The 12,980-nt window shown below is 43.0% G+C and carries 9 protein-coding genes; 3 read left to right on the top strand and 6 right to left on the bottom strand.

Annotated features, from left to right (window positions below):
• Positions 1-310: 310 nt before the first annotated feature.
• The 3 genes from QY97_RS06240 to QY97_RS06250 all read left to right on the top strand — a co-directional run bounded on the left by QY97_RS06240 (position 311) and on the right by QY97_RS06250 (position 5,841).
• Positions 311-1,531 carry an ATP-grasp domain-containing protein gene (locus QY97_RS06240; RefSeq protein WP_039238607.1) on the top strand — a complete coding sequence of 407 codons (1,221 nt, stop codon included), beginning with the start codon at positions 311-313 and terminating at the stop codon, positions 1,529-1,531.
• Between the two features lie 15 nt (positions 1,532-1,546).
• Entirely contained in the window at positions 1,547-3,535 is a 1,989-nt protein-coding gene (locus tag QY97_RS06245; protein ID WP_232506251.1) for a hypothetical protein, read from the top strand.
• Between the two features lie 485 nt (positions 3,536-4,020).
• On the top strand, positions 4,021-5,841 hold the full coding sequence (locus tag QY97_RS06250) for a hypothetical protein (protein WP_052728935.1): 1,821 nt from the start codon (positions 4,021-4,023) through the stop codon (positions 5,839-5,841).
• A gap of 90 nt (positions 5,842-5,931) precedes the next feature.
• Here the strand turns inward: QY97_RS06250 and QY97_RS20610 are convergent, their stop codons facing one another.
• The 6 genes from QY97_RS20610 to QY97_RS06280 all read right to left on the bottom strand — a co-directional run bounded on the left by QY97_RS20610 (position 5,932) and on the right by QY97_RS06280 (position 12,705).
• A complete protein-coding gene (locus QY97_RS20610) occupies positions 5,932-6,084 on the bottom strand; it encodes a hypothetical protein (RefSeq protein WP_166701677.1) in 153 nt (50 codons plus the stop codon).
• 75 nt (positions 6,085-6,159) lie between these two features.
• Positions 6,160-7,857 (bottom strand): ABC transporter ATP-binding protein, encoded by a 1,698-nt coding sequence (locus QY97_RS06260; protein ID WP_408606243.1) that lies wholly within the window; start codon positions 7,855-7,857, stop codon positions 6,160-6,162.
• A 122-nt stretch (positions 7,858-7,979) separates the two neighbouring features.
• Positions 7,980-9,719, bottom strand: a complete 1,740-nt coding sequence (locus QY97_RS06265; RefSeq protein WP_039238609.1) for an ABC transporter ATP-binding protein — start codon at positions 9,717-9,719, stop codon at positions 7,980-7,982.
• Positions 9,720-9,730: 11 nt separating this feature from the next.
• The gene (locus QY97_RS06270; protein WP_052728936.1) at positions 9,731-10,195 is read right to left on the bottom strand and encodes a PadR family transcriptional regulator; all 465 of its coding nucleotides are present in this window, start codon (positions 10,193-10,195) and stop codon (positions 9,731-9,733) included.
• Between the two features lie 143 nt (positions 10,196-10,338).
• Complete coding sequence (locus QY97_RS06275) at positions 10,339-10,977, bottom strand: nitroreductase family protein (protein WP_039238701.1); 639 nt, start codon at positions 10,975-10,977, stop codon at positions 10,339-10,341.
• Positions 10,978-11,202: 225 nt separating this feature from the next.
• On the bottom strand, positions 11,203-12,705 hold the full coding sequence (locus tag QY97_RS06280) for a malate:quinone oxidoreductase (protein ID WP_039238703.1): 1,503 nt from the start codon (positions 12,703-12,705) through the stop codon (positions 11,203-11,205).
• Positions 12,706-12,980 lie beyond the last annotated feature (275 nt).

Genomic DNA, 12,980 nt, shown 5'->3' on the forward strand with positions numbered 1-12,980 from the left:
TTTTAAATAACAAGCCCATTGAGTTTGGATCGGCATTAGGTATGCTGATCACTTTTTATTATTCATGAAGCAAACAGTAGCTATTGCACCATCTATTCTATCCCTTAACTCATCCCTTTGAAACCGGGTTTTTTTGTCGAAATCAAACCAAATTACTGCCAAAGTCGCCTTTTTATTTAGTATTTCAAAATAAAAACAATAATTTTGTCGAAATAGTGAGAAAAGTTTATATTTTAATGGAAAATATTTTTGATAGAATGAAAGTGGCTAAGACAAAGTACATACTTCACAAAGAGGGAGAGTTAGTAAAATGGTAGAGAATATGGAGAATACAACCGCATTATTAGGCTGGAGCTTACCAGCAATAGAAGCCGTTGACAAAATGGATCGTCCGTACGTTGTTGTGGGACCGCCAGAATTCCAGGAGTTCGCCAAAGCAAATGATATTCCGTTTATCCCGTGGGAATTTGATGAGCGTCTATTAACCCGATCCGATGAGCTCTATGAACAGCTGAAAGCACTTCATACAAAGATTACGGTTCCAATCTATGAAGAAACAGTCGAGTGGGCTGGTATCCTAAATGCCAAGCTTAAAGACGACCCGCGTATTTTTCATAAATCTCTTCTGTTAAGAGATAAAGGCTTAATGAAGCGTAAAGCACAATTAGCCGGCATCCGAGTGGGAATTTTTGAGGAAGCAGAGAACAAAGGGGACATTTACCGCTTCTTTAAACGGGTAAATGAAGCATTGATTAAAGTAGATGGAGATATGGAGCCTATCCATGTAAAGCCATTGAATAAAGCCGGTACAGTCGGGCACCGGATGATTCGAAAAGAGCAAGATATTGAACAAGTAACGAATGAAGAGTTTCCGCTTCTGATGGAAAGCCATCTAGAAGGCCAGGAATTCTCCTGTGAAGCCTTTATCCATAACGGCAAGGTGCGCTTCTTAAATATCACTGAATACGTGAAGCTTGGACATTCCAACTTCGTACCAGCTTCTCCTTCTCTTGAGAAATGGAGACCGCAGATCAAGGCAGCTATCGAACAATTAGTGGATGCCTTTGAAATTAAATACGGAATGATCCACCCAGAGTACTTCATTACACCTGACGGTACACTGTATTTCGGCGAAGTAGCTGGACGCGTTCCAGGCGGACATATCTTTGAATTGATTGAAAAGGCATACGGCTTCAGCCCATTCCAAGCTCAAGTACTATGCAGCGACCCTGATACTACTGAAGAAGAGATCGCTTCCTTCTTCCCTGAAGAAATCGTATCGGCAAAAGGCCATGCTGCCAGCTTGATGGTTTATCCAAACACTAGAGTTATCGAGGGGCTGGATATACCGGAGGAACTTAAAAACCACCCTTATTTTGATAAACATGACCTGTTCATTCCTGTCACATCTAAAGTAGCGGAACGAGTAGGCTTTGGAAATCACTACGGGACCATCTTCCTCTTCGGGGAAGACAGCGAGGTCGTGAGAGACCTTTTACTACAATATGAGAACTATAACTTTTATCTGTAAGGAGCGAATACAGGGGTGAGTAATCTGATAGTGGAGAAAACAATTGATAAGCAGACAGCTATCTTAAAAGACAAATTCGAAATTGCTTTAGAAAAACTTGAGCAGGCTAAGCCATTTGCCAAAAGCATGTATCAGACAGAGGTCTTTCAGCTAGCGACTGAGCTTGCCGGCTCATTTGACGGGTTGTCTGTCATTTACAGCCATGCGCACCGTTTCGATGAAACAGGGGTCTTTTATGCAGGTTTGTGGGAAGATATTACAAAAATGGAGCCTTCGCTCGTTGGGGGTTCATTAAGAGACAAAGGCATCAATTCTATTGTTGAATTATTGAGCGAAATGAGAATGCTTTCGATTGCAAAGGGAGATTATGTACATCCTGTAGTGAGCAAGGAAGAAGCAGGAGCTTTTCTAAATGAAGTGCTCGCTCTTAACCTTGACCTTCTGTTCCCTTCAAAAACAGAAACGTACCGCACAAAGCTGGATGATCATGTATTCCGGGCCCAGCGCTTGTTCTACTACCTTGGACAGGAGCTTTCTTTGAATGCGATTGCTGCTAAAATTGTTCTGGAAATCGAGCGTCTGACTGTCCAGCGCCCAATTACAACGGGTCGTATTTTAAAAATGATTAATATGTCCAGGCAGTTAATTGACAGCGGTATCGATGAACAGACAGCAGAAGCACTTGAGAAGTATGCATGCGCCGTGAATGGACCTACACCATTAAGCCAGGATGTATCAAACCAAAGAGAATACAGACTGCGGTTAGAGAAGGCCCACGAGGATGAGATTGAGATTGAAGCAAGATCGTTTGCAGAAGCCATAAACGACACGGGTCTAGTCTCTCCTTACCATGCTGTGCTGATTCGATTCCTTAATCGGAAAGACAGTGACAATATCCCGAAATCTCTTGATCTTTCAGAAGCTGGTACAGAGAGCTTCAAAGCTAACAGACAGCTCATTCATGATGTGATCCAGATTTCGATTTATCCAGAAACATGCCAGGCGATCTATGGACTCAAAAGACTCCTTGAACGAGAAGTGCTGGCACAGGAACAGGTAGTCCCTGCTATCCGTCGATTGTTTGAGCTCCCTATTCATGCTCAAGCACGCCAGGTTCTCTTCCGGCCTGAACATAAACAGAGCGGAATTAGCCTTAATGGGCTGCTGGTTGCGGGCGTGATTAGCGTTCTTGGCCAGCCGCTTGGTGTAGGACAAGGTCTCCAAGCTACCTGCCAATCTGCCAGAGCCATCTCTCTTTGGTCCCAGTATGGCATCGTCCAGCTGCTGGATTACATTGCCAGTGCCGCTCGCGACAACAATATCAGCATGATTTTTGAAGGCGAAGCCATTCAGTCAAGCTTGCTTGAAGGCGGAGTCTCTACGGACTTTCAGCAGGACGTTGATCCTGTATCCAGCCTTCTTGTTCCTCATCTTGATAAGATCTATAACGAGATGATGAAGAGGACACTCCTTCGGGGAGAGGATGGACATAAGTGGGTCAACCCCGAATTTTACGGCGGCTGGATTCCTACCGGCTTTATTAATGTGATTAATCAAGCCACTTTAAAGGTGACAGACTATCCCGCTTTCGTTAAACTGTTCTATGCCACTCACCACCCTGATTACAATGAAGGCCGTGAATTGGTGTACCCAAACCCGGTTGGAATCTTTATCACCAACGTACACGGAGAACTGCTTGGTCTTCATGCAGTGACTATCCAGAGAATTAATCAGGATCAAAATGGGGGTTATCGGGTTTACTTCTATAATCCTAATAATGACAGCGGACAGAATTGGGGACAGGACATCAAAGCGACTGTAACAGGCTTTGGTGAACTTGAGGGAGAATCCTCCCTTCCATTCCATGAATTTGTTTCCAGAATGTACGCTTTCCACTACAACCTGTTCCAGCAAGGCGATATTTACATGGTTGAGGACAGCCTTGTTGCACAAGTAGAAGCACTTGCCAAAGAGAGCTGGGGTAAGAACTACGTATGGGCATGATAAAAAAATTTAAGCCTATCAGTAAATGAAACAATAACAAGAAGTTTAAGAGGACCCGAAAGGTGATTTCGTGGTCCTCCACTCTTTTTTCAGCTTTACATGCATGCTTCGAAGGTTGTCGTCTAGCAGGCAGTGATTTACAGCTAGGCTCTTCACATAAATACTCCCACGCCCTAATAAAATAACCTACTCCCTTTATTAAGCCGCTTCATATAATAAAGATAGCTTCGAAACGAGTTTGCCAGCTACACCCTTTTCCCTAATCACTTTACTTTCTTCTACCCAATCAGACATAGAAACCTTAATATAATGGGTAAATTGGCAATATACTATAATAAATAACGTTGTCAATCGCTTTGAGTTGGAAAGTACTGTCTTCCTTCAAGGCGCTCGGAAGGAGCTCGATTACCGATTGTCATCAGACAGCCTCGCCAAATTCGGTCACATTGTCACAGAAGACAATATGCTGGAAAGGGATTGGATATATGGGACTTTTTCTATTTGCGTCAGAAGATTCATTCGAAAGAGCCTTGAATCAGTTGCGCCGGACTCCTGTGTTTACGAAAAGCTTGTTTCAGCAAGCTGTTTTTGAGGAAGCTGCCAATCTGCTTGAGGAAAGGGATGGTCTTCAAAAGCTTTACCAATATGCACATCTCTTCGATGAAGCCGGAGTTTTCATAGGAAAGCCATGGGAAAATGTTCGGAAGCTTAACCCCGTTCTCGTGAGAGGCACTTTACATGCCGGTGGTGCCATGGCAGCAGCTGAAGCCATGAGTAACCTTAGAATGCTTGCTATCGCTAAAGGCGAGTATATACACCCTGAAATAACTGCAAATGAAGCGGTTGAATTTCTGGCAAAAATTTTAGCCTTGAACCTGGACCTGTTGCTGATGAAAGAAACCGAAGAAAACCGGGTGAAACAGTTATATAAGGATAAACAGGCATCAGAAATTTTAGGATTCATCTCTGAACACTGCTTTTCTCCCCTTGTTTTTCAAAGCCTGTATCAGGAAGTAAATAATCTAGCGGTTCAGCGGCCGATTGTCACGGATAAAATCTTGAAATTGATTGCTAGTGCAAAGAGGCTGGCCGATGGTCGGGAAGAACCTTCAAGTTTAATGCATTATGAGCAGGCCGTTTATTCTCCATCCGACATGTCTGCTGCCGGTGATCAATATGTAACAATGCTTAAAGCCAGCGACGATTTGCTGCTAATACGAGAAGCCGAGCAGCTGCGTACTTCCATGGAGGAGACAGGACTCGTTTCTTCGTTTCATCCAGTGTTCTTGAATTATATTAATGAAGAAAAGCCAAATCTTCTGCCGCATCTGCTGGCTGCAGATGAAACGGCCAAGGAGCATTTGCATTTGCATCTTTCGCTTATTTCATCTCTCATCTCTTCCATCACCATTCAAACAGGAAGAAGTATATACGGGCTTATGCGCCTCCTGCAGCGAAAAATATTTACGGATGAATTCGTTAAAGAAATGCAGAGGCTCGTGAACATCTCTCTTCATCGAAAAGTGAAAAATAGTCTGAAGAGAGTGTATGAAAGATCCGAGCCGGAGGTACTTCGCTCTCACGTTATTTCAGGCATGATCAGCGTATTAGGTCAGCCTTTAGGCATTGGCCAAGGATTTAACCCAACCTGTCAATCCACAAGGGCACTCAGTTACTGGTCACAGACAGAACCGGCCCTGCTGCTAAAAATGTATAATCATTTTCTTGAAAACAATGAGATCATTCTTGATTTTGAAGGGAAAGCTCTTTCCTCTGCTGCACTTCCACATGTCCCACTCGACGATAAGGCCAATATTGATACAGTGTCACTGCTGTTAGTTCCACACTTGAACTCCGTTTATTTAGAAATGCTAAGATTAGCCAACAAACGCGAGCAGGACCCTCATAAGTGGGTGAATCCCGCTTTTCAAATCAAAGGAATATGGACAGGGTTTTCAGATATTTACAACGATCCTATCTTTGCCGCTCGATTCTACCGGCATTATCATCCCTCACACAACCCGAAGGTGAATGAGGGGCTTCCACAGCCGGCAGGCATTACAATCTACAATCAGTCGGGCCAGATTCTGGGTGCTCATGCTGTACTGATTCAACGAGTAGACCACGACTCCGAAGGACTGACTCGTGTCTATTTTTACAACCCGAATAATGACAGTCTCCAAATATGGGGAGGCTCGATCAAAACCAGTGTAGCTGGAAATGGCGAACAAGAGGGCGAAGCCTCCCTTCTGTTTGAAGACTTCCTAAAATTCTTATATGCCTTTCATTACCCGGCGGATGAGTAAAGCCCAAGCAAAACAGGGTATGGAATCGGAATATGGCCCATACCCTGTTCTTCAATTACCAAGTGCTTTTTACGAAAAGCTCCCCATTGCCTAAGTGTTATCAGTCACATACGATTGCACCGATTCAGGTAAGAGCTGAAAGAATAACCCTTTATATCGAATATCGAGCCAACCGGCAATAAGCAAAATGATAATAAACGCTAATAGTACAGCTGTCTTATTTCTTTTAAATAGCTGTTTCACACACTCGCCCTCCACTAACAATTTACTAGCCAGCACAGCCTTTCCTTGCGCTGTCTTCTCCTTCGAACTTTCCGATTAAACGGATAAGCTCATCTGACTTTTATACATATTGAAATAAAATCCTTTTTTCTGTAGGAGTTCCTGGTGTGTTCCTGACTCAATGATTTCTCCTTGATGAATAACCAGAATACGATCTGCATGCTCAATTGTTTTTAGACGGTGGGCAATAACGAAGCTTGTGCGCCCTTCCATCAGTCGGTGAATGCCTTTTTGAATTTCTACTTCAGTCTTTGTATCAATGCTTGATGTGGCTTCATCTAAAATTAAAATCTCTGAATCAGCTAAAATAGCTCTAGCAATGGCTAACAGTTGACGTTGCCCCTGGCTTAAGTTAGACCCGCCAGAAGTAAGACGCGTTTGATAACCTTCAGGCAGGTGTTTAATATACCTGTGGGCTGAAGCCATTTTTGCCGCTGCGATAACTTCCTCATCGGTTGCTTGCAGACGTCCATAACGAATATTTTCCATGATAGTTCCCGAGAATAGAAAGGTGTCTTGAAGAACAACTCCGATTTTTCCGCGAAAACTGCTAATTTCATAATCGCGAATATCCCGGCCGTCCACTCTTATTTCACCACCTGTCACATCATAAAACCTCATCAACAAATTAATAATAGTGGTCTTTCCTGAGCCCGTTGGACCGACGAGTGCGACCTTCTCGCCCGGCTTCACTTGAAAATCAATGTTCTTCAATACAGGTTTGCCTTCTCCATAATCAAAATCGACATGAGAAAATTCTACATGTCCCTTCAATGAATCAACGGCGACGGCATTCTTATGATTCGATATGTCCGGCGTTTCATCCATAATTTCAAATACACGCTCCGCACCAGCTATAGCCGATTGGAACAGGTTTAATAAATTAGAAAGCTGACCGATTGGGCGAAAGAATTGTCTTGAATAGGTGACAAAGGCAGCAATAATTCCAACCGTGGCTTGTCCTTGAACGGTCATTACTGCCCCAACAGCAATAATCACACCTATTCCCATGTTATTAATAAAGTTATTCACTGGTCCGAGAAATCCTGAAACCGTATCTGCCGACATCGCTGATTGACGCAGCCGCTCATTGAAAGCTGAAAACTGCTGATTCATTTTTTCTTCTTTTCCAAAAAGCGATGTTACTTCACTTCCTGAAATGGATTCCTCAATAAACCCGTTTAATTCCCCTAAATCACGCTGTCTTTTAATAAAATAGCTGCTGCTGTAAGCAATGATCTTCTTCGTGGTAAATATCATCACCGGAATCACAAGAAGCGTGACAATGGCGAGTAGCCAATTGAGTGAAAACATGGCGATCGCTACTCCTGCAACCATTAAAACAGATGAAAAAATCTGAACAACACTTTGACTTAAGGCATTATTTAAGTTCTCAATATCATTCGTTATCCGGCTCATCAAATCACCATGAGTACGCTTATCGAAAAAGCGCAGCGACAAGGTTTGAAGCTTATCAAATAAATCTTGTCTCAATGTTCGAATCGTTCGGAGGGATACCCGAACCATCATAAAGGTTTGCAGCCAAGTAAATACAGCTGCTGCTAAATAGACGGCGGCAAGCACTATCAAAAACTTAAATGTCCCCGATATATCCTTTGGAAGAATGTGCTCATCAATGATGACTCCAATCATATAAGGTCCGAGAAGTCCCAGCAAGGTGGAGATCACGACAAAGGTGATCGAAGCAATCAATGCGGCCCTTTGTTTCTCCATATAGGTCCAAATCCGTTTGATGGTCCCCTTCCAGTCCTTTGCCCTTTCAACCGGTCCGCTGATCCCTCTCGGACCTCGTGCCCGATTAATGATGTTAGGATTTGGCGGTGAAGCAGGCTTACTCATACATACTTAACCTCCCTTCCACTTTGGGAAGAATAAATATCACGGTAGACTTCACTGTTAACCAGCAACTCACTATGTGACCCGAGGGCTTCTATTCTTCCATCTTCCATTACTAAAATTTGATCCGCATCCATCACGGAGGATATTTTCGACGAAATAATAAATACGGTTGTCTCAGGATGGGCTTTTCTTAAGGCTTGCTGCACAGCCATCTCTGACAATGCATCAATCGCTGAGGTCGAATCATCCAGAATTAATATACGAGGTTGACGGATAAACGCACGCGCCATGGATAGGCGCTGCTTTTGTCCCCCGGATAAATTGGTTGCTCCTTGCATAAGCTGGTGTTCAAATCTGGCATCAAACCGGTCAATAAACTCAGAGGCAGCTGCTGATTGCACGGCCTGCTCCATCTCATTCATGGTGGCCTTCTCTTTTCCAAAACGCAAATTGTCCTCGATAGTTCCAGAAAACAGCATAGATTTCTGAGGTGCGAACCCAATGGCTTCACGGAGTGTGCCAAGAGGCAGCTCCTTTATATCTGTGCCATCTATGAAAATATTTCCTAAATCAGGATCATACAAGCGGGGAATCAACTTGACAAGTGTCGATTTTCCACTTCCGGTTGAACCGATAATTCCGATGGTTTGCCCCGCCTTTGCTTTAAATGAAATATCTTTCAGTACATACTCTCCATTCCTGCTATAGCTGAAGCTCACTCGTCTAAACTCTACTTCACCGCGCAGCTCCTCCGCTATGTCCGGTTGGTTCTGTTCCGTTATATCCACTTTCGTATCCAGCACTTGCACAATTCGTTTAGCTGAAGGAACAGCACGGGCAATTTGCATAAGTACATTGCTGCTGCTCATCAATCCATTCATCATGATGTTTAAGTAATTAATGAAAGCCAAAATAACCCCGACTTGCAGTGTGCCTTCATTTACCTTTATCGCACCCATCCATACCCCGGCAACGACACCGGCGTTCACAATAAACATCATAATCGGCATTAAGGTTAAGATAAGCTGCTCAGCTGTCATATTCCGTTTCATTAGATGGTCATTGACACTCTTAAACTGGCTTTTCTCATGTTCCTGCCGATCGAATGCTTTAATTACCCGAATGCCTGCCAGTATTTCCTGAAGCTTTGTATTAACCTGGTCCATCGCTTGCTGCACTTTAGAGAAAAGCTTCCCCGACCGTACGGAAAAGTAATAAATAAAAACAATAAGCAGAGGGATGACTGCCAGCAGTACAGGAAACAATTCTCGTGCCGTAAACCAAACAATCACAACAGATCCTATAAAAAGCAGAGGCCCCCGCACAAAGACACGCAAGGTCATAATGACTGCCTGTTTCAGTGTTTCAATGTCATTTGTCGCAATAGTAATTAATTTGCCGATACCGAATGAATCTGTATTCCGACTGGAAAATTGCCCTGTCTTCTTAAATACATCACGGCGAATATCTGCAGCGAAATGGACCGCAGCCTTCGAAGCATAAATAGAGCTTCCCATTCCCCCAATCAATCCAATAAAAGCACTCAGCAGCATCATAAGTCCTAATGTTACTACATAACCATTATCTTGATTGGCGATGCCTGTATCAATCATCCTCTGCATAATGGTTGGCTGTAAAAGATCCATGGCCACTTCAATACACATGAGGATCGGCCCTAAGACAGCAAACAAGGTATATGGCTTCATATAATGAAGCATTTTTTTGATAGCCTCCATGGTCTGTCTCCTTACTTCACGCTATTCTTTTTTAGACGGTCTGTCATTTCTTCAATAAAGGCAGTTAATTCAAGCGCGCTCTCTGGATTTCCTCGTGCTTGCTTGACAGCCTTCCAAAGTTCTTTTTCCCATCGATCCATCGCAGCTCTTAATTGTACTGCCTGCTCGGAGTTCTTCCATGTCATTCTTTCTTTCCATTCAATCCAAAAATCGCCTTCTCTCTGTTTGGCTGCTTCCTCTAACCGTTTCTGGCCATTCTCATTGATTGAATAGACCTTCTTGCCTGATGCGGCATCGAGTTCGATTAAATTTCGTTCCAATAACTCTTGAAGAGCGGGGTACACCGTGCCAGCACTTGCTGAATATGCGCCCTCTGACCGCTCCTCCAAGTCTTTCATGATTTGATAACCGTGCATAGCTTCTTCTTTTAATAGATGCAGAATGGCCATCTGAACAAATCCTCTTCGCTTTCTCATTTCGTCCCTCCTTATTTATATCGATAATTTTAATCGTTATATCGATGAATATCAATCGCAATATAAAAATAATTCATATCATGTAAAAAAGGATCTGCCTCGTTTGAGACAAATCCCGCAATCTACTCAATCATATCCATTTTTTACTTCCACTGAGCAACCTGGTTAATAGGAAGACGCACAGATGGATATCCATCATCGGCTGCTTTCCCCATAGAAATCAGCATAACTGGAACGTAGCGCTCTTTATCTAACCCAAACGCCTCGGCAATCTTGTCTTTCTCATATCCGCCAATCGGATTCGTGTCATATCCGTACGCACGGGCAGCAAGCATTAGCTGCATAGACACAAGGCCTGCATCTATCAAGACCGCGTCTTTCATTTCCTCTCGTGAAATGTTCTCAAAATAGCCCGAGAAGGACGCTTGAATTTGTTCTTTTACCTCTTTCGGCATATATCCTTTTTCTACAGCTGCCCCATAGATGTCCTCGAATTTTTCAAAGTTATTCAAGTCACCGAAAACGGCAATAACAGCTGATGATGTCTCTACTTGTGTTTGATTGAAACTTGCCAACGGAGCAAGCACAGCCTTTGCCTCGGGACTTTCAATAATGAGAAAGCGCCATGGCTGCATATTCACTGAAGATGGAGCACGTGTAGCTAATGTAAGGATATCCTCCATCTCTTCACGGCTAATTTTCACTGATGGATCGTAGCGCTTAATGGAACGTCGTTCTGCCACGATTTTTTTGAAATCATTCGTTACTTGTGTGGTAGACATAGTTGTCATTTCCCTATACTCTCCTTTTCATGCTAGCTATTTATTTTAGACAAACATACAAATAAGTGTCTAACGTATAGATCGCTTTTTACCATACTCCACTTTTCTTTCACTGTAAACTGAGAAGCATTAGTATCAACGCATCCTAAGGAATTCAAAAAAAACCTTCAACCCGTAAGCGGGTCAAAGGTTCACTATTTTATGTCTCTATCTAAATCTAAGAAATTAGTTATGAACAGGTTGTTTCTTGTTTAGCTCAAGCGCTTCTGCTGTTGAAGTACGAACTTCCTCCAGGAGCTCTGGGTGATCCATTAGACGCACACCATAAGAAGGGATCATTTCTTTAATCTTAGACTCCCATTCTTCTATGCGCTGCGGGAAGCATTTCTTAATAACTTCAAGCATGACATGAACGGCAGTAGAAGCACCTGGAGAAGCGCCAAGCAATGCAGCAATCGAGCCGTCAGCGGCATTTACAACCTCTGTACCGAATTGAAGAGTTCCTTTGCCGCCAGCTTCTGTGTCTTTGATGACCTGAACGCGCTGGCCAGCTACGATTAAATCCCAATCCTCGCTCTTCGCGTCCGGGATAAATTCACGCAATTCTTCCATACGCTGCTCTTTTGACAACATTACCTGCTGAACCAGGTATTTTGTTAATGACATTTCTTTTGCGCCCGCCGCCAGCATAGTTAACACATTATTCGGCTTAACGGAAGTAACCAAATCGAGCATTGAACCATTTTTCAAGAACTTCGGCGAAAAGCCGGCAAATGGTCCAAACAATAATGATTTTTTGCCTTCGATATATCGTGTATCAAGATGCGGAACAGACATTGGCGGTGCGCCCACCTTTGCTTTTCCGTATACTTTTGCATGATGCTGCTCAATTACCTCTGGATTATTACATACCATGAAAATGCCGCTTACCGGGAATCCGCCAATGTGTTTTCCTTCAGGAATGCCAGACTTCTGCAGTAAGTGCAGACTTCCGCCTCCAGCGCCGATAAAGACGAATTTTGCATTATGGTATTCTATTTTATCGCCAGCAATGTCATGGACCTTTACTTCCCATGAGCCATCGCTAGCACGCTTAAGATCTTGTATGCTGTGCTTGTAATTGACCTCAACACCTTGTCTTTCTAAGTGGTCAAATAACATGCGCGTCAAAGCACCAAAGTTGACATCTGTTCCAGAGTCGATTTTGGTTGCTGCAATTGGTTCATTCTCTGTACGGTTTTGCATAATAAGCGGGATCCATTCCGCCAACTTGGACGGATCCTCTGAAAATTCCATTCCTTTAAATAAAGGATTCTTGGAAAGCGCTTCAAAACGTTTCTTTAAAAACGCTACATTGCTTTCTCCTTGTACCATACTCATATGAGGTAATGGCATGATAAACTCCTGCGGGTTACGGATCAAATTACTTTTTACAAGATGAGACCAGAATTGCATGGAAACTTGGAACTGTTCGTTGATGTTTATAGCTTTAGTAATATCTATTGATCCATCTGGTTTTTCACTTGTGTAGTTAAGCTCACACAATGCTGCATGCCCTGTTCCCGCATTATTCAATTCGTGAGAGCTTTCCTCTCCTGCTCTCTCAAGCTTCTCAAATACTTTAATGTTCCAGTCAGGTGCTAATTCTTTTAACATTGTTCCCAATGTCGCACTCATGATGCCAGCACCTATTAAGATCACGTCTGTTCTAGTATGTTGGTTACTCATTTTTTCCATCCTTATCTCCTAAGATTTGCAGAAAGGATGTAAGCACTCTAGCATTGCGTCACAGCAAGCCAGGGCGCAAACTAGTCACACATCTTTTCTGGCTCAATTTTATCATACTAATAGTATATCACTATTATCAATAGTGTGTCACTATGATCTGTCGATTACATGTCGATTAAAATGGTTCTTTACTATTATACAATAATTATAGTTTTTTTAAAAGATATCGACAGGATTCTGCCTGTTCTTTCAATTTCCGCGGACTTGTATCGACT

It is taken from the genome of Bacillus thermotolerans, assembly GCF_000812025.2.
Classification (GTDB): domain Bacteria; phylum Bacillota; class Bacilli; order Bacillales; family Domibacillaceae; genus Quasibacillus; species Quasibacillus thermotolerans.